The sequence below is a fragment of the Treponema denticola genome (assembly GCF_024400535.1).
Taxonomy (GTDB): Bacteria; Spirochaetota; Spirochaetia; order Treponematales; family Treponemataceae; genus Treponema_B; species Treponema_B denticola_C.
In genome coordinates, this window is record NZ_CP038800.1 from 100,360 (window position 1) to 125,689 (window position 25,330).

The 25,330-nt window shown below is 36.3% G+C and carries 25 protein-coding genes; 12 read left to right on the forward strand and 13 right to left on the reverse strand.

The window, feature by feature from the left end:
* Positions 1 to 21: 21 nt before the first annotated feature.
* From E4N78_RS00395 to E4N78_RS00415, 5 genes are all read right to left on the reverse strand, one after another.
* On the reverse strand, positions 22 to 483 hold the full coding sequence (locus E4N78_RS00395; RefSeq protein ID WP_255811158.1) for a hypothetical protein: 462 nt from the start codon (positions 481 to 483) through the stop codon (positions 22 to 24).
* 2 nt (positions 484 to 485) lie between these two features.
* Entirely contained in the window at positions 486 to 2,087 is a 1,602-nt protein-coding gene (locus E4N78_RS00400; RefSeq protein ID WP_255811159.1) for a hypothetical protein, read from the reverse strand.
* A gap of 167 nt (positions 2,088 to 2,254) precedes the next feature.
* A complete protein-coding gene (locus E4N78_RS00405; RefSeq protein ID WP_255811160.1) occupies positions 2,255 to 2,620 on the reverse strand; it encodes an ISAs1 family transposase in 366 nt (121 codons plus the stop codon).
* On the reverse strand, positions 2,571 to 2,879 hold the full coding sequence (locus tag E4N78_RS00410) for an ISAs1 family transposase (RefSeq protein WP_370645016.1): 309 nt from the start codon (positions 2,877 to 2,879) through the stop codon (positions 2,571 to 2,573). The genes E4N78_RS00405 and E4N78_RS00410 overlap by 50 nt, the downstream gene beginning before the upstream one ends.
* 1 nt (position 2,880) lies before the next feature.
* Positions 2,881 to 3,468, reverse strand: coding sequence for an ISAs1 family transposase (locus E4N78_RS00415; RefSeq protein ID WP_255811161.1), 588 nt, complete (start codon positions 3,466 to 3,468; stop codon positions 2,881 to 2,883).
* 24 nt (positions 3,469 to 3,492) lie between these two features.
* On the opposite strand from E4N78_RS00415, the gene pip reads away from it, so the two are divergent.
* On the forward strand, positions 3,493 to 4,434 hold the full coding sequence (gene pip / locus E4N78_RS00420; protein WP_255811162.1) for a prolyl aminopeptidase: 942 nt from the start codon (positions 3,493 to 3,495) through the stop codon (positions 4,432 to 4,434).
* A 49-nt stretch (positions 4,435 to 4,483) separates the two neighbouring features.
* Positions 4,484 to 5,500 carry an alpha/beta hydrolase family protein gene (locus E4N78_RS00425; protein WP_255811163.1) on the forward strand — a complete coding sequence of 339 codons (1,017 nt, stop codon included), beginning with the start codon at positions 4,484 to 4,486 and terminating at the stop codon, positions 5,498 to 5,500.
* 54 nt (positions 5,501 to 5,554) lie between these two features.
* Here E4N78_RS00425 and E4N78_RS00430 read toward each other — a convergent pair whose 3' ends face one another.
* The 4 genes from E4N78_RS00430 to E4N78_RS00445 all read right to left on the reverse strand — a co-directional run bounded on the left by E4N78_RS00430 (position 5,555) and on the right by E4N78_RS00445 (position 10,465).
* Positions 5,555 to 5,794 (reverse strand): PspC domain-containing protein, encoded by a 240-nt coding sequence (locus E4N78_RS00430; protein ID WP_255811164.1) that lies wholly within the window; start codon positions 5,792 to 5,794, stop codon positions 5,555 to 5,557.
* Between the two features lie 21 nt (positions 5,795 to 5,815).
* Complete coding sequence (locus E4N78_RS00435; RefSeq protein ID WP_255811165.1) at positions 5,816 to 6,760, reverse strand: hypothetical protein; 945 nt, start codon at positions 6,758 to 6,760, stop codon at positions 5,816 to 5,818.
* A gap of 67 nt (positions 6,761 to 6,827) precedes the next feature.
* A complete protein-coding gene (locus E4N78_RS00440) occupies positions 6,828 to 8,657 on the reverse strand; it encodes an ABC transporter ATP-binding protein (protein WP_255811166.1) in 1,830 nt (609 codons plus the stop codon).
* Between the two features lie 17 nt (positions 8,658 to 8,674).
* On the reverse strand, positions 8,675 to 10,465 hold the full coding sequence (locus E4N78_RS00445; RefSeq protein WP_255811167.1) for an ABC transporter ATP-binding protein: 1,791 nt from the start codon (positions 10,463 to 10,465) through the stop codon (positions 8,675 to 8,677).
* A gap of 194 nt (positions 10,466 to 10,659) precedes the next feature.
* Between E4N78_RS00445 and E4N78_RS00450 the strand changes: the two genes are divergently transcribed.
* Both E4N78_RS00450 and pdxS read left to right on the forward strand, forming a co-directional pair.
* On the forward strand, positions 10,660 to 11,160 hold the full coding sequence (locus tag E4N78_RS00450; protein WP_255811168.1) for a hypothetical protein: 501 nt from the start codon (positions 10,660 to 10,662) through the stop codon (positions 11,158 to 11,160).
* Between the two features lie 327 nt (positions 11,161 to 11,487).
* Entirely contained in the window at positions 11,488 to 12,336 is an 849-nt protein-coding gene (pdxS, locus tag E4N78_RS00455; RefSeq protein ID WP_442267881.1) for a pyridoxal 5'-phosphate synthase lyase subunit PdxS, read from the forward strand.
* Positions 12,337 to 12,425: 89 nt separating this feature from the next.
* On the opposite strand, the gene E4N78_RS00460 is transcribed toward pdxS, so the two are convergent.
* Entirely contained in the window at positions 12,426 to 13,667 is a 1,242-nt protein-coding gene (locus tag E4N78_RS00460; protein ID WP_255811170.1) for a galactokinase, read from the reverse strand.
* 85 nt (positions 13,668 to 13,752) lie between these two features.
* On the opposite strand from E4N78_RS00460, the gene E4N78_RS00465 reads away from it, so the two are divergent.
* The 8 genes from E4N78_RS00465 to E4N78_RS00500 all read left to right on the forward strand — a co-directional run bounded on the left by E4N78_RS00465 (position 13,753) and on the right by E4N78_RS00500 (position 21,758).
* Complete coding sequence (locus E4N78_RS00465; protein WP_255811171.1) at positions 13,753 to 14,460, forward strand: tRNA 2-thiocytidine biosynthesis TtcA family protein; 708 nt, start codon at positions 13,753 to 13,755, stop codon at positions 14,458 to 14,460.
* A 296-nt stretch (positions 14,461 to 14,756) separates the two neighbouring features.
* Entirely contained in the window at positions 14,757 to 15,899 is a 1,143-nt protein-coding gene (locus E4N78_RS00470; RefSeq protein WP_255811172.1) for a vWA domain-containing protein, read from the forward strand.
* Positions 15,900 to 16,003: 104 nt separating this feature from the next.
* On the forward strand, positions 16,004 to 18,025 hold the full coding sequence (locus E4N78_RS00475) for a helicase (RefSeq protein WP_255811173.1): 2,022 nt from the start codon (positions 16,004 to 16,006) through the stop codon (positions 18,023 to 18,025).
* A 30-nt stretch (positions 18,026 to 18,055) separates the two neighbouring features.
* The gene (locus tag E4N78_RS00480) at positions 18,056 to 18,820 is read left to right on the forward strand and encodes a prolyl oligopeptidase family serine peptidase (protein WP_255811174.1); all 765 of its coding nucleotides are present in this window, start codon (positions 18,056 to 18,058) and stop codon (positions 18,818 to 18,820) included.
* Between the two features lie 9 nt (positions 18,821 to 18,829).
* A complete protein-coding gene (locus E4N78_RS00485) occupies positions 18,830 to 19,258 on the forward strand; it encodes a GNAT family N-acetyltransferase (RefSeq protein ID WP_255811175.1) in 429 nt (142 codons plus the stop codon).
* A gap of 11 nt (positions 19,259 to 19,269) precedes the next feature.
* A complete protein-coding gene (locus E4N78_RS00490) occupies positions 19,270 to 20,298 on the forward strand; it encodes a virulence RhuM family protein (RefSeq protein ID WP_255811176.1) in 1,029 nt (342 codons plus the stop codon).
* On the forward strand, positions 20,288 to 20,848 hold the full coding sequence (gene fic, locus E4N78_RS00495; RefSeq protein ID WP_255811177.1) for a protein adenylyltransferase Fic: 561 nt from the start codon (positions 20,288 to 20,290) through the stop codon (positions 20,846 to 20,848). Before E4N78_RS00490 ends, fic begins: the two co-directional genes overlap by 11 nt.
* Before the next feature lie 22 nt (positions 20,849 to 20,870).
* On the forward strand, positions 20,871 to 21,758 hold the full coding sequence (locus E4N78_RS00500) for a DMT family transporter (protein WP_255811178.1): 888 nt from the start codon (positions 20,871 to 20,873) through the stop codon (positions 21,756 to 21,758).
* A gap of 31 nt (positions 21,759 to 21,789) precedes the next feature.
* Here the strand turns inward: E4N78_RS00500 and E4N78_RS00505 are convergent, their stop codons facing one another.
* Genes E4N78_RS00505 through E4N78_RS00515 form a run of 3 tightly spaced genes read right to left on the reverse strand, consistent with a single transcriptional unit; the run spans position 21,790 to position 25,246 of the window.
* Positions 21,790 to 23,889, reverse strand: a complete 2,100-nt coding sequence (locus E4N78_RS00505) for an adenylate/guanylate cyclase domain-containing protein (RefSeq protein ID WP_255811179.1) — start codon at positions 23,887 to 23,889, stop codon at positions 21,790 to 21,792.
* Positions 23,890 to 23,900: 11 nt separating this feature from the next.
* Positions 23,901 to 24,770 (reverse strand): M48 family metallopeptidase, encoded by an 870-nt coding sequence (locus tag E4N78_RS00510; protein WP_255811180.1) that lies wholly within the window; start codon positions 24,768 to 24,770, stop codon positions 23,901 to 23,903.
* Complete coding sequence (locus tag E4N78_RS00515) at positions 24,770 to 25,246, reverse strand: SH3 domain-containing protein (RefSeq protein WP_255811181.1); 477 nt, start codon at positions 25,244 to 25,246, stop codon at positions 24,770 to 24,772. Before E4N78_RS00515 ends, E4N78_RS00510 begins: the two co-directional genes overlap by 1 nt.
* Between the last annotated feature and the right edge of the window lie 84 nt (positions 25,247 to 25,330).

The following is a 25,330-nucleotide window of genomic DNA, read 5'->3' on the forward strand; positions in this document are numbered from 1 at the left end:
TTATTATAGTGCCTCAAATAACTAGGGGCGTGGCTTTAAAAAAATGAAAACAAATATATTTACAAAAATTAAAAAGACAAAAAAACATATGGCTTCAGGTAGACTTGTAATTAAAAACGACTCATATATGTCTACCCTGCTTATTGGAGAAGTTGTAAAATAAAAAAACAGAAAAAGAATAATACCGGTAATAACAGATGCTATAAGACCGCTTGTAATCCTTGAACCATATCCTAGATAATTCTGATAATGTTCCACAGCAGCCTTTCTCTCTTTTAACCAGAATAAAAGAGAATAACCTAATCCAAAGGCTCCTATTAAAACTGCAATGATAATACCGAGTATAAAAATTATTTCATCTTCCGCATTATCTCCGCCATCAAGATAAATTATATTGCTTAAATATGAATATAATATTACAAGAAGACAGGCTGTAATATAAGTGCCTAAAGCCAGAAGCCAATTCAATGTTTGTTTTTTCATTCTTATTTCCTCTTATTTGTTTTGCTTTGGGGCAGATTGAAGAGTACAACAGGTATCTTAACAAATTCATCATTTGTATATACTGTTTGTTCTGCAGCTTCACCTTTAAGCAAATTATTTATAAAATTTTTAAAATTAGGGGTTCTATCCTGATTCAATTTTAAATTGCTAAAATCGGCATTATCAAATTCATTTACCCATTGAGGTATTTCAATTTTTTGTTTAACCCTTACGATTATATCAAAACATATTACAGATGACTCCATTGCCGCACTAATATTTTTTGGAAGTATGCTAACTTGCACTGTTTTTGCATCTTCTAATAAGACCGGTTGAAAGGATTCAATATCACGGCTTATAAAAAGATTATTTTTTTGCCATTTTAAAACATCTTCTGATTCATTTTTTGTAAGATATCGGTAATTTTTTATTTCAGTTTTAAGTTCCTCTATAGAACAGTTTTGGGGCATATCAAAATTTAAGTTAAGCCGCCATATCCAATTATCGTTTTTTTTACGAGGCATTTCAGGCTGATATTCAAATATAAAGGTTTCAAGCTGAGTATTTATATGTTTAAGCTCCCCTTTTTCTTCTAAACCTAAATGCTCGACCATCCTATCTGTTCTATTTTGCAAATTCCATATACGGTCTTGGACGGAAATGGAGGTTTCTCTCCTATCTTTATCGACCATTATCTTATCTTTTATATTATATTTATTTTTTATAAATCTTGTAAGTTCATTGCGATGCACACTTTGCGGTATTGTAATATTTGAAAGCTGTATAGGGCGGATTTTTCCACTTTGGGTAGTGGTTAAGATATTCCATTTGATATCCAAATTTTCTGTTTGTTCCGAAAAACGCCTAATAAATAAGCTGACAGCTTCCTGCTGCCCCGAAATTATAGCATAAAGAGGTTTATATCCATTACACTGTACATTTACCATTCGGTTCAGTGCTGCGGGATCTGGTCTATAATTTATTCCGTTAAAAGGAAGTTTAATCGCTATAACGGCAGCAGCATAATCGTCTGTTTTTAAAAGTTTATTTCTAATTAAATCCGCCAAAAGACTCATATTTAAACCTTGTTCTTCAAGGTCGGTAATAACAACAGTTAAATTCTTTGGATTAATTAGGTCACTGTTATAAATCATAGTTAAGGGGCCTGCTTCTTGGTTTTCAAAGCGGCCTCCTTCGACATAGAATCGGCGTTCTCCAGGTGCAAGATATTCGGTGTCTGTCCATTTTAGAAGATCGCTTTTATCAGGCTGCAATGTCCAATATTTAGGACGGTAGTTTGCACCTGCTGATAAATTAGCTATTGCTCTATAAAATTGAACAAATTCACCAGATGCTTTCATCTCATTATTTTGATTCTTAGCATATCCTATTTGAGATAGGGTATTATCCCAGTAAATATCAGCTATCGGCGGGATTATATTATTTTGATATGGGTCATCCCCGTCAATTGTTGTAATATCCGGCGGAATGGGGAAAAAAGCTCCAAAAGCAGATTCGCTTCTTTTATTAGCTTGTGAACAAGTCGAAAACGATATCAGTAAGAGTACTAAAATAGATGCCTGTATCCATGATGCCCTTTTCATATTTTTTCCTTTATGTATAATTTTTAAACTGTAAAACAATTTTTATATGTAATTTTATATAAACTAACCTAAAATAAAACTGCTGTAATCTACAGTAAATTAAGTTTTAAAAATGCTACCACTATTTTATGCAAATGTCAATAGCCAGTCACACAGGGTCATGGAAATCAATTTTGTAATATTTTTTTGATAAAAGATATATCCATGAGAGCTTTAAACATAATGTGTGACAAAGAAGATTTAGGTGCATTTTTTTGTTTGTATCGCGAGACCAAATTTAACGCCACTTTCCGTCCTATGTTCAAGGCTTGTTGTAGATTTTTATCTAAAAGCCGACAAAAGTCTTCTCTAAAATGAACATCTAATAACCAATGCATGGTTTCTACAACCCATTCTTTTCTTGCTATATCCAATAGCTGTTGCGCTGTAAGTTTTCTACTCGAAATATAATAATGCCATTCATCACTCTTTCCTTTCTTACTCTTAAACTCTGAATGAATAGCTCCAATACAGCTTAACCCCCTCCCATTCATCTGTATTATCCATCCAACCTAAATTAGTTGTGCAAAAGGCTGTTCGCTTTTCAACTCTTTCACGATTTTTTTCACTTTTACAAGCTGTGTCCATTTGTTTTCTTAGAATTTCATCTTGAACATATTCTTCAATATCCGCTTTTAATAAAGGCTGGTTCCCTTTTACCGACAATAAATAGTCCCCTTTTCCTTCTTTTATGATTTTTGCCGTTTCTTTTTGACAATTTAAGGCATCTGCAACGATTATATGCCCTTTTATATTAAGAGTTTTTTATAAGAGATTGAACCGTAGGTATCTCGTTTGTCTTTCCTTTAACACACTTTTGTGCCAATGTTATACCAAATTCTGCAACTTGTGCAGAGACTATGTGCAGCGGACTTTCATAGCTGCTCATTTTATCTGTTGAACGGATAGTTTTTCCGTCTATCGCTATTGTAAGAGGCTTTTCTGTACCGTATTCTTTGATAAGAGCCTCAGCCATATTCATAAAACATTCGTTTAATGAGTCTATGTTTATCAATTTAAGTAGACAGGTTAGCCAATAATAGCAAGGTATCTTTTTTATGCCGAATTCTTTATTGAGCCTATCTTTTATAATGTCGGCAGTTGCCCATTCGTGTATTTCTCTAATGTTTTTACGGCCGCAAAGAAGTCCAAGTAGTAATATTTTTAAAGCTTCATTTACGCTGTAAAAATATCCGTCGTAATTGCTTATTATTTTGATGTCGTTAAAGTAATCAAATATATTTTCTATTTCCATACCTACATTATCGGCAGTTTTTAGTAAAATTGATTTCCGTGCGGAAATCAATGGTACCTTGAAATTCCTCAACAAAAAAGTTATCATAGGGTTTAGTATAAGAGGTAATCTATGAAAATTTTATATGAAAAAACACCGCTTTTTGACGAAGGCTTTTTAAAAGTATCCGATATACATAGCATCTATTATGCTCAATACGGTAACCCCAAAGGAAAACCCGTAGTTTTTTTACACGGAGGCCCCGGAGGCGGCTGCATTCCCGTTGCAAGCCAATACTTTGATCCCGAATTTTACCGAATCGTTTTATTTGACCAAAGGGGGGCCGGCAAAAGTTTGCCGCCTTGCGAGATGAAAGAAAACAAATCGGAAAATCTGGTTGAAGATATCGAAAAGCTGAGAAAATATTTAAATGTCGATAAGTGGATGGTTTTCGGAGGAAGCTGGGGAAGCACCCTTGCCCTAATATACGCTATCGCCCACCCCGATAATGTTGTATCTATAATCCTAAGAGGAATCTTTTTAGGAACACAACAAGAAATAGATTGGATTTACGAAGAAGGCGGAGCTTCTAAATTCTTCCCTGAAGATTTTGAAGCCTATAAAAATTTTATTCCGCAAGAAGAAAGAAGCTCTTTGGTGAGGGCTTATTCAAAACGCCTTTTCGGAGAAAATAAAGAACTTTCACTTGAAGCTGCCCATAGCTGGAGCCGTTGGGAATCAGCCCTCGTAAGACTCTTTCCGGCTGTCTACGATATGAGCGATGACGAAGCCCTTGCTATGGCCAAGGCAGAATGTCATTATTTTTTACATAAGTGTTTTTTTAAAGATGATAATTACATCCTAAACAATTGCGATAAGATTAAAGATATCCCCTGTACTATCGTGCAAGGAAGATATGATATGGACTGTCCTCCTTTTTCTGCTTACAAACTACATAAAAAATTACCCAAATCGAATTTAAACATAGTCTTATTCGGCGGACATTCCAGTATGGAACCGGGCTTGGTTGACGGTCTTGTAAGGGCTGCAGAAGATCATAAAAGATTCTTTTAATCGGTTTTTATTACAAAACCGTAAAAAAATTTTAAACGCGGAAAAAGTCATGAGAATCAAAAAAAACATTATCTTAGTATTAGTATTATTATTGAATACATCATGTTTGCACTTCAACGCAAATAAAGGAAATCAGACTTTTAAAGGACCTTATGATCTAAGAGCTTATAATGACGAAAAACGTATAGGCTTTAATCATGTTTATAAGGAATTAGTACAAGACAACCGTATAGACAAAAGTCTTTCCGACAATATAAATTTAAAAGGACAGATTACCGTTTACATTCCTAAAAAAGAAGGAAAATATCCTCTCATCTTAATCACTCATGGCTGGAGTAATTCAAAATATGCCTTTTTATCTATAGGCCGTTATCTTGCCTCAAACGGTTATGCAGTTGCAGTTTTTACCTCTAAGAACCAAGCTCTTCCTAGAGATTGGCTTCCGGCTTTTTCTTCAGCCTACGAACTGATAAAAGAAAAAACGGAGGATCCGGAACACAGCCTATATGGGCTAATCGATACGGAAAATATAGGCCTATTGGCTCATTCAATGGGAGGAGCCGCCTCACTGTATTATGCCAATTTTATGCCGCAAGTTAAAGCCGTTGCAGCAATTCATGCTTATAACGGATCATCTCATCTTATAGAAGCTGTAGGAAGCGCCAATGAAGACCTAGGCGATACATTTTTGCAAATTAAAGCTGCCGTTCTATTTTTAACCTCCGAAGCCGATATAACAGCCTATCCTGAAAAAACATACCGCTTTTTTACAAATCTAAACAAAGAAAATCCTGCCTGCTTTTTATCATTTAAAGATGTAAAACATAATGGAGCCCTGGATATTTATATAGCGCCCTTTGCAGGGGGATATGACGAAAAAATATTCAACCGGTATACAGAATTAACAGTATCTTGGTTTGACGCTTTTTTAAAAGGGAAAAAAGGAAAAATAGGATTATTTAAGAAGGACGATATTCTTTTTAAAAACATTAAGGACTTTCTTTACACTGAAACGCAAAGAGAACATGAAGTCTATCCAAACTATGATTCTCGTAATCTTGAATAAAAAAAGCTGTCTTTAAAGACAGCTTTTTAATGCTTTACACCATTACAAAATATGTCAATCACGAGGAGCGTATTCATACGCTTCATTATCATTATCATCATCATTGATTTCGGTATCATAGGGCATAATTATAGCCGCTATTATATATACAATGATTCCTGAGCCCACAACAAGGGCAAATATAATCCACAAGAGCCTAATTAAAACAGGATCAACATTTAAATACTCGGCAATACCTGCACAAACGCCCAAAATTTTTTTATTTCTTGATGATTTATACAATCTCTTTTTCATCTTTTCCTCTTAAAAAATAGTTTATTTGACTTCAGCCTTGGCACTTACGGTTCTATTTCTCTCTTCCCAAGGAGAAGCTACTCTATTTGTATCCGAAACAACAAAAAAACAGGCGGTTATTTTATCAAACCAGTCCGAATTGGAATCATCCTTGCGTAGAATATAGCGGCAGTCTTTTCCGTCCTTTGAAAAAGCTCTGCATCCGTTTACCGGTTTTCCGGCAGCGTCTATCATAGAACCGGAATCTTTATAATATTTTTCACCCGGAACATCGAACCAAAAATATCCGTTTTTTACCCGTTCATCGTTTACTGAAAAAAAGATTTCCATAGAATCAGCATCTTTAGAAACCGATTTAATTTTCGGAACGGAAAGAGCCGCTATTTCATTTTTACCGGAGGATTGAGGAACAATAAGCTTTATCTCTTCCGGCTCTTCTTCAGCCTTTGCGATAGAGTCCTCCTCCGACTTAGCCTCGGATGTCTTATCATCAGCTTTTTTTTCAAAACCGGCAACATTTAAAATTTGCTCGTATTTATTACCGCTTTTATCAATTAAAGTGAATTTCCACTTTCCTAGGGGGACTGAACCGATACCTTCTCCGCATTGAAGCCTTTTAACTGAAGCGATTTTAGCTCTATCATCAACCTCGGTAATCTTTTCAAGTTGAGAACCGTTTAAGGCCCACACATCCACAGGAGATTCTACCAGAAGCTTTTTAACATCATTTGTATTAAAGGAACCGGTATAGCTGATAAAAAAGCTTATAAACATTTCTCCATTGTTTTTAAGCGTTCCATTCCATATAGAAGGATCCAGCCTTTCTATCATCCATGTAACCGAATTAATGGATATCTTTGCAGAAGCCGATCTAGTGTCAGGAATCTGCTCCGGAGTCGATTTACAGCCTAAAACAAAGACCGTGCATAAAATTGCGATAAATATTTTTGAGTAGAGTTTTTGCATTTTCAATTCCTCCTTTTTCCATTATACACTTATAATTGTAAAAAGACAACAGCAATGAGAATAATTTTTAACTCTTTATATTCAGAGATCTTTGCTCTTCACTGATAAACTGATGGGTATAAAGCTCATAATAATGACCCTTTTGCTTCATAAGCTCATCATGATTACCGCACTCAATCATTTTTCCGCTTTCAACAACAATTATCTTATCAGCATTTCTGATTGTAGATAACCTATGAGCTACAACAAAGGATGTGCGTCCCGACAATACGGTCGTAATGGCGCTTTGAATTTTTTGTTCGGTTTCGGTATCTATAGAAGAAGTCGCTTCATCCAAAACAAAAAGACGCGGGTTTCTTACCAAGGTGCGGGCAAAAGAAACAAGCTGCTTTTGTCCTGTAGAAAGGAGGCTTCCGCCTTCTCCGACCTCCGTATCATAACCCTTTTCCATTTTAACTATAAAATCATGGGCATCTACCAGCTTTGCAGCCTCAATAATTTCTTCATCGCTTGCATCCAATTTTCCGTACCTGATATTTTCTGCAATTGTTCCCGAAAAAAGATGGGGAGACTGAAGCACATAGCCTAGGTTTTCGTGAATCCAGCTTTCGCTCATATCCGTATAGTCTATGCCGTCTACAAGGATGCGTCCGCTTTTGGGCTCATAAAACCTGCAAAAAAGATTTACGATGGTAGATTTTCCGGCTCCCGTAGCCCCGACCAAGGCTATAGTCTGTCCCGCTTCAACATCGAGGTTAAAACCGCTTAATACAGGTTCTCCCTCCTTGTACCAAAAGGAAACATTTTCAAATTTTACACTGCCGTTAATCGGCGGCATTTGCTCTCCTGTGGGACAAAGGGCTGTGCCGTATTTTTTTATAACCTCATTCTTGTCCTTAATTTCGGACTCCTCTTCAAGAAGCCCGAAGATACGTTCAGCTGCTGCCTGAGCCGAAATAAATTCGGCAAAGAGATCGGCGGCTTCAGCCAAGGGAGCATTAAACTGAGTAACATAAGAAAAAAATGCAACCAGCAAGCCCATTGTAATGGCCCCCGAAATAACCGAAATTCCGCCGTAAATTACCATTAAACCCGTTCCGACAGCGCCGATTAATTGAACGGTCGGCATAAGAACAGAAGAAATTAAGATACCCATAATAGATGCTTTTTTCATCTCTTCGGTTTTAGACAAGAATTCTTTTGCGTTAAGTTCTTCACGAACTAAGGTCTTGGTAGTTTTAGCCCCCTGAATATCTTCATTGTAGGAGGCTGTTAATTGAGAATTTATTTTGCGCACCCGTCTTTGGGCTTTTAAGATTTTACCCCGAAGATAAATACTGAAAAGCACAATTACGGGCAATGTAGCCAAACCGATTAGGGCAAGTTTCGGGCTGTCTCCCAACATTGCAATTATTACAGCTATCATCATACAAAAACCCCAAAAGAGGTCGCTTACTCCCCATGAAACAATACCGGATAATTTATTTATATCGGATGACATCCTTGACATAAGCCATCCGACGGCATTTTTATCATAAAAAGAAAGAGAAAGAGTCTGCAATTTTGTAAAACACCTTGTTCTCAGGCGGTGGCACATTTTTATTTCCAAATAACCTACAAATTTTATAAAGAAAAAGGTAGTGGCAGCAGAAATCAGTAAGAACACTCCTGTAAAAATGATTGAAGCATTAAAATTACTTAAATCCCGCCCCTTTACAAAAGTGTCTAGAACATATTTAGTCATCTTAGGCTGAACAACATCCAATGCCCCTGTCAGACCGCCCAAAAGAATGCCCGGAACCAGCAGCTCCTTAAAATAACCGAATTCTTTTAGAACCTTTTTCCATACTCCGCTTTTAAATTTCTCGTTATCTTTATCTATATCAAAATCTTCCATAATTTTATTTCCTTAAATTACACTCCAGCTTGTACAGCACTTTGAATATCGTAAATTCTCTTATATAAACCTTCTTGGGCTATCAGCTGCTCATGAGTTCCCTCTTGGCTTATCTTTCCGTTTTCTAAAACGATTATATTATCCGCATCGCAAATAGTTGAAATTCTATGCGAAATTATAATCATTGTTTTGCTTCCCTTTTCTTCTTTTAAAGCAGAACGGATGCTGATATCCGTTTGGGTGTCTACAGCCGAAAGGGAGTCATCAAAAATAATAATGGGAGAATCTTTGATGAGGGTTCTGGCAATTGCAAGTCTTTGTTTTTGGCCTCCAGATAAAGATACTCCGCGCTCGCCGACTAAGGTTTCATAGCCTTTTTCAAACTTATTTATTTCATCATCTAAAAAAGCGACCTTTGAGAAGTGACGGGCCGAAGAATCCGAAACATCGGGCACGGCTAATTTAATGTTTTCCATAATTGTTCTGGCATATAAAAAAGGCTCCTGTAAAATAAGCCCGACCTGAGACCTTATCCAGCCCTTGTCTATAGTGTTTAATTCTTTTCCATCTATTTTGATAGAACCGGAATCATATTCATAAAGACGGGCAAGTAAATGTACAAGGGAGCTTTTTCCCGAACCTGTAGGCCCTAAGATTGCAAGGGTCTGTCCGCTTTTAATACTAAAAGAAACATTGTCGAGTATCTTTTGATTTTGCGTTTCGGGATAAGAAAACGAAACGGAATGAAAAACTATGTTTCCCCTAATTTCGGGTTTTTCGTTTGTCGGAAAAATATCTTCTGTCGTTTCATTTAAAATAGTTTCAATACGGTTTGCAGAAACAAATGATTTACCTATATTGCTTATTATTCGGCCTAAACGGCGGACAGGCCAAATTAACATTCCCGTATAGGAAATAAAGGCTACTAAATCACCCGCAGTTATCTCATTGCGGTAGGCAAGAAGGCTTCCGTAAAGGATTACTACAAAAACTTGAGCAATCGAAATAAAATCGGAAAATGCCCAAAAAGCGGCAAAGCTGTTGTTGATCTTTAAATTCTGATTGCGGTATCTTTCGCTCCGTTTAATAAATTTTTCTATTTCGTATTGATGGCGGGTAAAAGCCTTTACGACTCTTATGCCTGTTAAATTTTCCTGTATTGCAGTAGTCATTGAAGCTTCATACTCTGTTGCTTTTTTAAATTGACTTTGAATTCTTTTAAAAAATATAACCGACGAAAAAAATGTTAAAGGCATAATGCAAAAAGAAATAAGCATCAAGCTTGTGTTTAATTGAGCCATCAGGTAAATAGTATAAATTATTAAAAACACGGCACTTATAGTGTCCATTATCTGAGAATACAGGGCCAAGCGGATGGTTTCAACATCAGAAGTACATCGCTGAATCAAATTTCCGGTTTCTGCCTTTGAATGATAAGAATAAGGAAGAAGCTGAATATGATTGTACAACCTGTTTCTAAGGGTCTTTATTGAGCGCTCGGTTGCAATACTGGCTATATTTATTCTGCCGAATGTAAAGAGGCCCCTTATAAGTGAAAAAGCAACTACCAAGGAGGCCATCACAATAAGACCGCTTGTTCCGTTTAAGTGATTTTTAAACAAGGCAACCACTTGGGATATTAAGCCCGCAGGCAGGGCGGCACCGCCTATTACCGAGTCTATTGTAATTCGGATTAGCTGGGGCTGCATGGCAACAATCACTTGCGAAAAAAGCGTAAAAATAAGGGCAAGCAGATAAAGCCGGCTTTGCCCTCTCGCATACGATAAAAGTCTTTTTAAATTTTGCATAGTTTGATACCCTAATTCCTAAACTGTTATTTTAGCACAAAAAAAATATTTATGCTATATAAATTTTCGTTTAAATTATTTATTAAGAAGCTGTTCTCACATCGATATCTTGACATTTTTATTCATTTCAAGTACGCTGAGGTAAATATTAGTTTATCTTATCCATAATAAATAATGGATATCAGGAGGATAATGTGAAGAAAAATTTTCTTGTAGTGGCGGTACTTTTTACAAGTATAGCTTTCTTAACTGTTGGATGTACAACGACTGATTTAACCACCAATAAAACTGGTTGGTCGGATTATGCTGAAATCTCGGTAAAAGATTTTGAACCAGTCGGTATTGTACGTGTAACTTCAAAAGAAGTATTCAAAGTAGGACCTTTCCGTTTTAGCAAATCAAGCACTGGGTCAAAGGTTACTTATGATATGCTCATTGCCGAAGCTAAAAAGCTGGGTGCTCATGATATTATAAATGTCCGCATTGATGTTGCAAACAAAAGTTCTTCAAGCATTTTTGATTATTTTACCGGTTCTACAAAGGAAGTTGAATATATCGGTACTGCTTTGGCGATAAAATATAAGAATCCTCCCGAGCAGGCCGGACGCCATCCTGGTGCTAAACTCGGCGATTCAGAAATGCTCCGTTCAAGCGATGCTTCATCAGTTATTAAGTCTTTGTTTGGCGGTAAATAAGGTTTATGAATAACCGAAATCTTTAATAAAAATGGGGCAGCTTGAATTTTTTTCAAGCTGCCCCATTTTTATATGATGGCTGTTTTTAAACATATCTCGGTGTTGATTTGCATTTTAATCAACGTCTGTAATAACTGTTTCTTTTCTGAAGGGAACAATGAGCAAAGTTTACCGATAAAATATCTAAATCACGTAAATTCGAACTTTTTAAAATAGTTGCACTGTCAAATTTTTTACTTACTCTACAAGTTAAAATGATACCCTACTTTAACTTATCCCTGCTTTGCGGTATAATTGCACCCGTTCTAAACATTTATGGAGGTTTTTGTGGATATTTTAGATAAACTAAGGGGCGGAGTCATTATGGACGTAACCAACCCCGAACAGGCAAAGATTGCAGAAAATGCAGGAGCTGTTGCAGTCATGGCCCTCGAAAGAATTCCGGCCGATATAAGGGCAGCCGGAGGGGTCTCAAGAATGAGCGATCCTAAGATGATTAAAGAAATCATAAAGGCTGTAAAGATTCCCGTTATGGCAAAGGTTAGAATCGGTCACTTTGTAGAAGCTTCAATTTTGGAAGCCATCGGTATCGATTTTATTGATGAGTCCGAAGTTTTATCTCCGGCAGATGAGGTTTACCATGTAGATAAAAACAAATTCAAGGTGCCCTTTGTATGCGGTGCCCGAAATTTAGGAGAAGCGTTAAGAAGGATCCAAGAAGGTGCAAAGATGATACGCACAAAGGGTGAGGCCGGAACCGGAGACGTTATTCAGGCTGTAAAACACATGCGCCAAATCCAAAGCGAAATGCGCCAACTTACAACCCTGCGTGAAGATGAGCTCTATGTCGCAGCAAAGAATTTCCAAGTACCTTATGCCCTTGTAGAATATGTGCATAAGCACGGGAAGCTCCCCGTTCCAAACTTTTCGGCAGGAGGAGTTGCAACCCCCGCAGACGCAGCCTTGATGGTTCACCTCGGTGCTGACGGCGTTTTTGTCGGAAGCGGAATTTTTAAATCGGGCGATCCTGCAAAAAGAGCTGCCGCCATCGTAAAGGCCGTAAAAAATTACGATAATCCTGCAGTCTTAGCAGAGGTTTCAGAAAACCTCGGCCCTGCCATGGTAGGAATCAATGAAGAAGAAATAAAAGTTATAATGAGCGAAAGAGGCGTGTAAGGCACTTCACTCAATCTTAAGCAAAAAAGAAGGTGTTTTAACGAGCTTCTAAACTCATTAAAACACCTCTTTTTGTTTTATATCTATTTTTATAAAATGCGGACTCCTGCAGCACTTTTAAATTCAAAAAATTCGGGACTGTCTCCTGTTTTTTCAAAATACCTTTTATGTACCTCAAGATAAAATTCATCAAGAGCATCTTTTTTTACCAAGGCCAAAATATAGCAGCCTTCGGTATTTCCGACTAACTTTGCTCCTCGGCATCCTCTTTGAATAATCGCTGTTTCAAAAAGAATATTTTGTTCGGTACTCATAAGCTCAAAATCATCCCGCATCGAAATATGGGATTCACAAAGGAGTTTTCCCAAGAGATCCATGTCTCCTTTCTCTAAAGCTATTACCGCCTTAGATGTTCTTGCGTTTTCGGTAATGCAGTGCTTTACCCTCCGCATAATTGTCTTATCCAAAAAACTGGGCTGATAGTATGTATAATCCGCCTCGGTTATTTCGCAAAGATGATCCAAGTCTAATTTGTTTTTTAAGATACGCAGGCCTTCTTCACATTCCATGTAGCGGATATTGGAAGAAGCCCTATAAGCTTCACTATTTGAACGGGTACCTATTATTACTATTCCATATTCACTTAAATTTAAAGGCAGACTTAAAAAAGAAAGATCCCTAGAGTCAAACAAATTAAGAGCATCTTGTTTTGCCGAAAAAGAAGATATTTGATTTGAGAGGCCTCTCTTTGTGTTTAAGATTTCATGCTCGGCTTCCAGACAGAGCGAGGCTATAGCTTTAAAGTTCTCTTTAAGTTTAAATAGAGATATGAGGCCCGTACAAAAGCCCGCTTCAAAGGCCGGTAAAGAGGTCTGCCCTGTTTTAAAGCGTAACTTATCGAAGACCATTATATCAAACCCGCTTAAAGGATTTTCAAAATGCTTATTAATTTTTTGTATCGTTAAAAGAATAATATTGAATATGGAACTTGCAAAACCTTCTTTCCTGCTGTCCGGATTTTGATTTTTTCCGGCTTGTCCGCTTATAAGGCCTTCAAACTTTTTATTTAAAACCAAATCCGTCAAAGAAATTTTATCCGAGTTATTTTTTTTAATAAAAAAATAAATAGATTTATCGCAGCATAAATTTAAAACATTTCCGCCGTTATAATCCAGCTCTTCGCCCATGAGGGTCAAACTAAGAGGAGAGGCTATTAAAATTCCTTCTTCCGGCGAAGCGCCATAAACCTCATCAAAAAGGTTTTTAAGTTCAACTTTTAATTCACCTTCGCCCATGTTTTCCAAATTCTTTATATCCGCATTAAAGTTCATACAACACCTCTATTCATTATCGGCAGGCAGCTTATTAAAACAAAAGCCATTGTCTTTTTTTAAAAAAAATATTATTCTCGTATACATGGCAAACCCCAAACTTTTTAGAACAATCGACAGGGCTGTTTTTGATTATAAAATGATAGAAGAAGGAGACCGAGTTTTACTTGCTGCTTCAGGCGGAAAGGATTCTACGGCCTTAGCCGAGTATTTTTCAATGCGCTTAAAACGCCCCTCGCCTAGATTTCAAGTTCATGCTATGCACATTGCAACCGACATAGCACCTCCCCTTTCTCCTGATTTAATAAAAATGTTTGAAAACTGGAATATTCCGCTCACAATAAAAACCGTTTCCGTTTTAGGAAGATTAAAACCTAATGAAAAGATGAATTGCTGGTGGTGTTCAACCCAAAGGCGTACCGAGCTAAATAAGTTTGCCATGGAGGAAGGTTTTAATAAGATAGCCTTGGGACATCACTTGGATGATATTTTGGAAACTCTTTTGATGAATTCCTTAGAAAAGGGAATATTGTCTACAATGCCCCCTGTCTTAAAATTCGAAAAATATCCCGTTACGATGATAAGGCCTCTCTGCCTTGCAGACCTCCCCATGATTATCCGCCATTCAGAGCAGGCCGGTTATATATGTTCTACCTGCACCTGCAACTTTCAAGAAAACTCTGCCCGCAAAACAGCCCGCTCAAGACTCGACCGCCTGACAGGCGGCTCCTACAAGCTCAAGATAAATCTTTTTAATTCTCTAAAGAATATCTTGCCTGAATATCTGCCGTGAAATAATTTACACTTGTAAAAATATCCCGCTTGAAATTTATACATAAATCTTATAGTATGCCTTTTATGAAATTTGAACCTATAAAAACGGGCAGGCTGCGATTATGACAATATAGCTTCCAGAAAATTACTGGAAAAGGCCGGACTCAAAATGGAAGGACATTTTCGCAAGTCTAAATATGACGGCGGAAAATGGGTTGATACTTGTTATTATGCGGTTTTAAAGGATGATTTATAAAATATTTTTTGCATAAAATTTCTATTTACAAAATAAAAATTCTATCCGATAATTAATATATGCAAAAAAGAAAGTTTTTATGGATTCTTGTTGTCGGATTTCTTTCTGTTTTTCTTGAGGCTGAGGACTTGAGCCTTTCAAAAGAAGATTTGCTCGTTATACAAAACCCAAAGGGCGGCTATCATTTATACATAAGAGCCAAACCCGATATAAAAAGCGTGCTTTTAACGGAGACGACAAAGGATCCTGATTTAAAATTGGATAACTATGCCTACCGTGATCCCAATTATAATGAAATAAACGGAGATGAAAAAAGGCTTTTAAACGGTGAATTTTTGCTGCCCGAAAAAAAACTTTACAGTCTTATAGATTCTACTCCCGAAAAAAACACGCCTCTGGGGGAGGCCTATCATATTTGGATTCCCTATATAATTTTGTACGGGTATGATTGGTCGCGAAGCGGCGAAATCGAAGTAAAAGATGGAACCTTTTTTAATATAAGAACCTTTGCAAAACCTTATGGAGATTATACGGGAAATTTTCAGGATAATCCTTTTACCTTGCGGGTAACCCAAAAACCTGTTGAAAAAGTTCCGCCTCCTGATCTTTCTTACAGTGATGAGGCCGTAAAAACTTTTACGGATTTAGCCGACACAACCGAAGGAGAAATGATCTATGCAAAGGGGCCTGAGGATATTCTTCCAACAATAAAAGAAATTTTAAAAAAAGGAGAAAAGGACCAGCTTGATTTACTCTTTGCTTTAGATTCCACTGAAAGCATGAAGGATGATATTGAAGAGGTTCGTAAAAATATCAGCTCAATGCTTGCCGAGACTCTGCCTCAGTATAAAACCTATAGAATAGCCTTGGTTTTATACAAGGATTACCGTGAAGACTTTTTAGTGCGGGAAGCCTGCGTTTTTACCGATAACTTAAAAAAATTTGAAAAAGCCTTATACGGCTTTAAAGTTTTCGGAGGAAGGGATATTCCCGAAGCCGTATATGAAGGTATCTTTTTAGGACTTCGTCAGTCATGGCGTGCCTTAGATGCTGATGTGGATAAAAAACTTATTCTTATAGGAGATGCGCCTCCCCATCCCAAACCTCGAGGCAAGGTAACAAAAGAAGATGTAGATAAACTTGCTGCAGATAAGGGCGTAAAAATTTATCCGATAATATTGCCGCATTCTTTGTCGTATTAAGTGTTGTTAAGGCCGGTAATTAAGCCTCCTCCTACTTTTATTTTTTCATCTTATGTGATAAAATACTACCTCGCTAAAAAGTTTTCGATAAGAGGAGGTAAAGAATGAATCCCAAAGATGTTGTCGAATGGCGGGAAAGCATTGTAAAGCTGCCCGATCATCAATTTTTTGATTTAATACAGCTGTATTTGGGAAAAATTAAAACCCCCTTTAACAAGCAGCGGCTTGCGGAACAGCTCAGTGCTTTCTTGCGAAAACCGGCAATACAAGAAAAAATTGCAGAAAGTTTGGATTCTTACGATATATTGATTTTAAAAGCCGTAAGCGAAATTCCCAATCCTACACAGGCAATGCTGTCTATATTTTTTTCACAAAAAATATCTTATTCTGTATTATCCGAAAAACTTTTAAATGCGGAAGAACGCCTTCTTTTGTACCGAGTTCAAAACAATGACGGGGATAAAATATACAAGATAAATCCTATTTTACAAAAAATTATAGAACCCCTTTTATCAACCAATCTTTTTTTTATGCCTGAAAAAACAGGACAGGTAAAATTTAAAGAAATAAATATAAACGATACGGCCCTTGCCGGACTTTATTCCTTTTGTATTCATAACGAATCTGTTTTAAAAAATGACGGTTCTTTTAAAAAAAAATACGAAGATTTAATCAAAGAAGTTTTTCCGTGGCTTTCGGAAAAGACAAAATATATTGACTCTATTTTTTTAGCATGTGAATCTTTAGGTCTTGTTTTTAGAACCGAAAACGGATTTGCAGTCCAAAAAGCAAAATGGGGGGCCTTTTCGCAATTAAGCAAACTTGAGCGTTTGGTATATTTTACGGCAGCATCCTTATTTAAAATGAGGAAAGAAAATTTACAAAAACTTGTTATAATCCTTTTTGAATTTTTAAATAGTTTTTATCCCGATGCATATTATGAAGAAGAAGATGTAGAACAATTTTTTCTTCTTTTGTGTATGCAAAATTTTTCTTCGGCAATACAAAATGAAATTGGAAACGAGAATATTTTACATACAAGCTTTATCGAAACTGCAGAACTGTTCGGAATTTTATGCAGAGAGGAAAATTTGATTTATTTAAATCCCGAATTATTTAAAAATGCGGAAGAACCTCAAAAGCCTCTTTTAATTGACCCCTCATTTGAAGTTACTGTTTTGCCTGACAGTAATCTAAAACATCTTCTGCCTGCAGCGGAGTGTATGGAGCCTGTTTTAATTCAAACTACAGGAAAATTCGAAATCACAAAAAAAGCTTGTTCTAAAATTTTTCAGTCGGAACTAACTTCCGAAAATATATATAAAATCTTATCGGATGCAACAGGGCATGAGATTCCTCAAAATATAAGAGTTTCAATAAACGAGTGGTATAGGAATTTTACTTCACTGGAATTATACAGCGGCTTTATCGTTTCCGTAAACAAGGAAAAGGAAAAGTTTTTTGAACTTGATACGCCTTTAAAAAAACTTGTCCGTAAAAAAATAGCAGAGGGCGTTTATCTTTTAAATGTTCAAGATTTAAAAGATTTTGAACAAGCCGTTTATAAAAGCGGTTTGGAATTTATCTTTTATAAAAATAAACATCTTCAATCCCCTTCTGTAAGAAATTTTCAAAGTTTGAATTTATTTTCTCAAAAAGAAAAAAAAGATTATACAAAAAAGCTTGATTGGGTAAAACAGCAAAAAGAAAGAGAAAATAAATATTCAAACACCTTAGCTCAATTAAGTGCGGTACTAAAAGATTTGCACTTAACAAAGGAAGATGCTAAGGCTGTAAGCAGCCGTATAAACCGTAAAGCTATAATTACGGAGGAGCAGCTTAAAAACGGAGTTTTTAAATTTACAAAAAAAGAAGCTTCCGGTCTTGATTTTTTGGGAAAACAAAAAATAGCAGAGCAGGCAATCTTAGGAAAGCACCTCCTTGAAATAGAGATAAACACTGAAAAAGGAAAGGAAAAGATAAGCGGGGTTCCTGAAGAAATTTTAAAACAAGAAAAAGATGCTGTTCTTATACTTGCATGCGGTAATCTTAATGACAAGCTGAAAATTTCTATAGCCCATATTTCAAAAATAAAGCTGATTCAAAATTCTATTTTTTCGGAATAAGGGGATGACGGAATAAAAGGAGGCAAAGCTATGGGCAAATACAAAAATCAAAATATAATCGAAGAGCGTGTAGAAATTGAGGGAATACCTTGTCTGCGTTTTTATCCTTCAGAAATAAGCGGTTTTGTTCAGCCTTTTCCTACCGTATTTTATTATCACGGCTGGTCTTCAGAAAAAAATAAGCAAAAACTGATGGGCTATGTTTTTTCGACTTTGGGTTATCAGGTAATCTTACCCGATGCAGTCCATCACGGTGAAAGAAATAAGTTTGAAGATTATGATAAGGCTTTAAACGAATTTTTTTTGCCTACAATTATGCAAAACTTTGCCGAGTTTTCCGTACTAAAAGATTATGCCGTCAAAAATTGTAATGCCGATAAAAACAGGATTGCCGTTTCAGGACATTCTATGGGAGGCTTTACTACGGCAGGAATCTTTACCCATAATCCAAGCGTAAAAACTGCGGTCGTTTTTAACGGTGCCTGCGATTGGCAAAATGCAATTCTTCAAATCGAAAAAGAATATGATGAAGCCCATATCGAATTTGATGAGGCAACAAAAAAAGCCGATCCCGCTCAAAACATCGGCAAGCTCCTAAACCGTCCTCTTTTCTTACTACACGGAATAAAGGACTCCCTAGTTTCTTATAAAATCCAAAAACAATTTTACGATTCAACATTACCGCTTTATAAAAACAAGGAGCTTTTAAGGCTTATGAGCGTCGAAAGAATGGACCATTATATAAGCATTCAAATGCTTGATGAGGCCGTTTTATGGCTGGACGAAAACTTGTAGGAGGCTGTTATGGTAGTACGAGAAGTTACTATAGATGATTATAAAGATATCCGGAATTTAAATAAGAATGCTCTGGGTTATGATTTTTCTTTGGAAAAAACCAAAACTCAGTTGGAAAAAATTTTGACCGGCAAGGGAGCTAAAGTTTTTGGAGCCTTTGTTGACGGTAAATTAATCGGCTATGTACATGTTTCCGATTATGAATGTTCTTTTAGTGACAGCTTAAAAAATATTATAGGTATTGCCGTTGATCCCTCATACCGAAAGCAGGGAATAGGCAGAGCCCTTCTTAGTCAGGCTGAAACTTGGGCGAGAGAAACCGGTGCCGCAGGTATAAGACTTGTTTCAAGTGTAGGCCGTACCGATGCCCATAAATTCTATGAGGCAATGGGATATACCAGCAAAAAAGAACAAAAAAATTTTAGAAAAATATTTTAGAGGGGTGGGATATGAAAGAGTTAAAAGAACTTTCGTTTTTAATGTACACCTCAAAAGAGGAAAATATATCGGTTAATGTTGTTGTAAAAGATGAAACCATTTGGCTTACCCAAAAAGCCATGGCTGAACTTTTTGGTGTGGATAGAACCTCAATATCAAGACACTTAAAAAATATTTTTGAGACAGGTGAATTATATGAAAAAGTGGTATGTGCAGAATTTGCACATACCACTGACCATGGTGCTATTCCCGGAAAAACACAGACAAAGGATACGAAGTTTTATAATTTAGATGCAATCATCTCGGTCGGCTACCGCGTAAATTCCCAAAAAGCAACTAAATTCCGTATTTGGGCGACAGGAGTTTTAAAAGAATATATGATAAAAGGTTTTACCCTTGATGATGAAAGATTAAAACAGGGTAAAACACTTTTCGGTAAGGACTATTTTAGAGAATTATTGGAGCGTGTCCGCTCAATCCGTGCAAGTGAAAGGCGTATATGGCAGCAGATAACCGATATTTTTGCTGAATGTTCCATAGATTATAATAAAGACGATCAAATTACGAAAGATTTTTATGCTATGGTACAAAATAAATTCCATTATGCTATAAGCGGAAAAACAGCTGCTGAAATTGTATATGAAAGTGCAGACAGCAAAAAGGAAAATATGGGGCTTATGACATGGAAGAATTCTCCTAAGGGGCGTATTTTAAAATCTGATGTCAGTGTTGCAAAGAACTATCTTGATGAAAAATCCATAAAAAGACTTGAACGGGCTATTACCGGATATTTTGATTATATCGAAGACATAATAGAAAGGGAGAATACCTTTACCATGCAGGAATTTGCCCAAAGTGTAAACGAATTTTTAGCTTTCCGCCGATATGATATTCTTCAAAATAAAGGAAAAATTTCACATGCTAAGGCAAAAGGAAAAGCCGAATCGGAATATGATATATTCAATAAGACACAAAAAATAGAATCGGACTTTGATCGGGAGTTAAAAAAACTTACAAAGGAGATGAGCCATGAAAGATGAAGAAAAGCTGACAAAGATACGGGCTCTCGAGCTTTGGGATAAAAATTTAATTGATAATATTGAAGTTGGAACCTTTAAGGGCTTGCAGGAAATACATAGGTACCTGTTTCAAGATGTGTTTGATTTTGCAGGAGAAATTAGAAAGGTAAACATTTCAAAGGGGAATTTCCGCTTTGCTCCGATTTTATTTTTGGCTGAAAACCTTAAAATAATCGATAAGATGAAGTCGGAAACCTTTGACGAAATTGTGGATAAATATGTAGAACTAAATGTTGCTCATCCTTTCAGAGAAGGTAATGGAAGAAGTATGAGGATATGGCTGGATGCTCTTTTAAAACACCGCCTGGGACGCTGTGTTGATTGGTCAAAGATAGATAAGTCTTCTTATTTAAGTGCGATGGAGCGCTCTCCGATAAACAGTCTGGAGCTTAAGGTTTTATTGGAATCTGCTCTGACCGATGATATTCAAAATAGGGAAATTTATATGAGGGGTATACAGGCGTCTTATGAATATGAAGGCATGAGCAGTTATGATATAGGGGATATGTAAAATTATTTAGGAGTTGAAAAAAATGAAATTAACATCGAAACAAAAGGGTATTATGTTTTTAATTTTGTCGGCTCTTTGCTTTGCATCGATGAATTTGTCGGCAAAGCTTGCCGGTAGTTTGCCTTCAATGCAAAAGGCTTTTTTTAGAAATCTAATAGCGGCTGTTGTGTCCTTTGCCGTGCTTATAAATTCAAAGGAAAAATTTCATTTGAATAAAAAAAATCTACCCTTCTTTTTTATGAGGGCAATTTTCGGCACTATGGGGATTGTCGGAAACTTTTATGCGATAGAGCACATGCTCCTTGCGGATGCTTCTATTCTTGCAAAGTTGGCACCTTTTTTTGCCATTCTGTTTTCTTTTTTATTTTTAAAGGAAAAAATAAAGCTATATCAAATCCTTGCGGTAATTACGGCTTTTTCGGCAAGCCTTCTTATAATAAAACCGGCCTTTGCAGACACAGGCCATGTGATTGCAGCTCTTATAGGGGCTTGCGGAGGAATGATGGCAGGAGCCGCCTATACTTGTGTCCGCTGTCTTTCTCTTAAAGGTGAAAAGGGGCCTCTCATCGTATTTTTCTTTTCATTTTTTTCGATTTTAATGCTGTTTCCGGTCTTTATTATTTTTTATCATCCGATGAGCCTTTTTCAAATCATTATGCTCTTAATTGCGGGGCTTTTTGGGACAGGGGGCCAATTTTGTGTAACTGCAGCTTATGCCCATGCTCCGGCAGGTTCAATCTCAGTCTATGATTATACACAAATAGTTTTTTCTGCAATTTTCGGTTTTGCTTTTTTAGGAGAACTTCCTGATCGGTGGAGCCTTTTGGGGTTTGCTATAATCTTTGCTGTCGCTCTTTTTATGTTCTTACACCATGAAGATAAGACAGAAACACATATGGATTTTAACTGATTTATTGGAACCGCTTATCTTTATAATATAATTATTTTGAGTCAGCCCTCCAAACACCGCTCCATTTATCCTCTATTTTTTGAGAAAGAAGAGCCTCACATTTTTCTGCATATTTTTTTGCAGGCGGATCGATAGTTTCCGTTTGCTTAAAAATATTTAAAGCTTCTTTAATATTTCCGGCATAAAACTCTCTTAAGCCTTTATCAAAAGAAATAAATATATCCTTTTTTTCGTTATAAATTCTTTCATCCATAATCTCATAAACAATTACAGGTTCATTTTTTCCTACAACTGCGGCACGGGCAAGCTCTCTAAATTTTAAAATCGTACCGGCCTCTTCTGCCTGCTTTTTTGAAGCCTCGGAACACATCGTATATGTACCGAATTGTTTGTTTAAACCCTCTAAACGGGCTGCCAAATTTACCGAATCTCCAAGCATTGTATAATCAAATCGGTTTACCGAACCCATATTTCCTACAATAGCAAAACCGGTATTAAGCCCTATACGCATTTTAAACGGCTTACCCCCTGCTTTTTTTTCAAATTCCGGCCTGCGTTCTTCAAGTTTTCTTTGACAAGCCCAAGCCGCTTCTAAAGCACAACAAGCATGATTTTCAACAGAAGTGGGCGCATTCCAAAATGCAATTATCGCATCTCCTTCATACTTATCTATAGTTCCTCCTGAATCCAAAATAATAGCACTCATATCTGAAAGATAATCATTTAAAAGTTCAGTCAAATCTTCAGGGCTTAAACTTTCAGAAATAGAAGTAAAACCTTGCAAGTCTGAAAAAAAGATAGAAAGCTCTTTTCTCTCTCCCCCTAATTTTAATTGTGACGGATTTGCGATTAACTGCTCGATAACCGCAGGGCTTAGATATTGTTTAAATGCATTCTTTAAATATCTTCTTTGTTTCCCTTCGACCATATAACTCACTGCAAGAGAAGCAATAAATGCTGCCAGCATAGCCGAAAGGGAGGCAGCAACAGGAACAGATATTCCAAACCGGAATAAAAAGTAGGAAACAAAAAGATAACAAAAAGCTAAACACAAAAAGCATCCCGTATTTACAATTACTGAGACCGCTCTGGATTTTATTTTCTCTGAAATAATTTCAATTAGTATAGACAAAATTATACAAATAAAAATAATCAGTAAATCAATGGAAAAAGGGGTTTTTATAATCTTTTGTCCTGAAATAATATTATCCAGAAGAGTTATATGTATACCAACGCCAGGATAAGACGAGGAAACGGGAGTTTGACAAATATCGAAAAGCCCCGGAGCATAAAGCCCAAAAAATACATACATTCCTTCAAAATCTTGGGGACTTAATTCAGGCTCAAGCCCGGCTCTGATGTCAACCTGAGCCTTTAAAATATCTCCTGCACTATAGGGTATATAATCATCAATACTCTTTGTAAATCTTAGATTAAGAGTATAAGGAAGCTCTTCACTCTTATCACCTCCGACAATGTAAGAAGCAATTCCCAATGTAGGAATTTTATATTCCTTCCATAAATAAAAAAGACGGGCTCGCCTTATAGTCCCATCGGAATCAGGCAGACTATTTACATTCCCTATCATCCTAGCTTTTTCTCTTATTTTTTCGATAGGAAAAATTGCAGGCAAATCCTTTCCTAATATTAAGCCGTATTTTTTTAAAAAAGCTTTATCAACCGGCTCAGGTTTCGGTGCATCTTGAGGCCAGATATCCGTATTTCCATGATTATAGTCAAAAAAAACTGTTTGGATAACTATTTTACTTTCTTCAGATACCTGTGCAAACTTATCATCATCTTCAGGGCCGTAGGCTGATTCTTCCGTAAAAAGCATATCAAATGCTATGGACCTAGCCCCGCCTGCCGAAAAAAAATCAACTATTTCAGCATAGGCCTCTCTAGGCCAGGGCCATGTCCATCCTAGCTCTTGAGCTGCATAAGTTAAACTTTTTTGATCTACCAAAACTAATACTATCTTATCAGAAGCAGAAAAAAAAGGAGCCGTCTTATTCATTCTATCATCATAAAAGAAATATTCTGCCTGCCGAAAAAACCCTGCAAGGTTTAAAATCAGCACAAGAATAAAAATCGGTACAGAAATAAAAAAAATCTTTTTTAATTTTTTCATATTAATACCTATCAATTATTCGGTCTATATTCTTTAAATCTTTTTACTCTGCTTTCTCTATTATAATTTCCCTTTAGGCTCTTTGTTTCCCATGAAACCTTATTTATTCGTGACAAAGCAGACGGATGCGTTTTACCAAAGCCTCGATGGTCGTTCTTTTGTTTTTCACTCATAGTCTTAAGCATTTCAGTCATAGCATTAGGATCATAACCTGTCTTAGCCATAAGTTTAACGGCAAAACTATCTGCTGCATATTCTTGAGCTTTAGAATAACCTGAATCTACCAGAGTGCTTACAATCTCTTTTGATGCATCTTCTAAAAACTTAAGAGCTTCTTTATTTTTTGAGCCTACCATCATAGTTCCCGTACTTTCAACAGCAGCATTCGTTATTCTATTAGCCTTAATGGCTCCAATGCCATGCTTAAGCTGAATATGACCTATCTCATGAGCTATTACACCGGCTAGAGCATCTTCAGAATCTGTACAAGCCAGTAAACCCCTTGTAATCAAAATATGCCCGCCCGGAGTTGCAAAAGCATTTATTTCATCCGTGTCCAATACTGCAACATGATAACCGTTATATATTTCCGGCATATCGGAATTAATAACAAGAGCCATACAAATTAAATTTAGGTATTTTTCTAAAGCCTTATTTCTATAGAGTTTATAATTACTCAAAATAATTGCCCCAACCTCTCTTCCTATGTAATATTCTTCTTCGTTGTATATAGGCTTTGAAGCTTCAACAATAGGTGCTGCGGCATCAACAACATTTTTTGTGAATTCGAAAGGATCACTCAAACTTTCAAGAAAAGCACAAGAAAGAATAATAGCCGGTATCATAGTTATAATTAAAAATACTGCAAATTTCCTTTTCATTATTCACCTTCTTTTAAGGAGCCGTTTATAATAAATATCTGAAGATCTTTTAAACTTATATTAATCTTTTCGATACTATCAACTGCTTCATAATTTTTTCTTCCGGAAGTAGAAAATTCCGATCCTGAACCTTCAGTTAAACCTTTTCCCGCAAGAGCTAACTCTTTTGACTCAGCCGAAGTCTTTTTATCAAAAGCCCCTACTATCTTTTTCTTTGTAAGATTGGCCTTAGGTATCCAACCCATAATATTGTGATTTGAAACAAGAGAAATTTTAGCCCACTTTCCTTTTTCTTGTAAAAGATAAACCTGCTCACCGTATTTTACTGTAGCTATATTTTTATCAAAAACGCCGGAACCTGACTTTATCCAAGATTCTTTTACATTTATATACATCTTAGTAGAAGATTTTTCTGCACCAAGCAAGGCAAACATAAAGAAAAAAGCAAATAGACAAACAATTTTACTTTTACTCATATCTGATACCTCCCTTAATTTTTTTTAATTATACCATAAAGAAATCAGCCTGTCTATCTTTTTAGATTTTATATGGCGGACTAA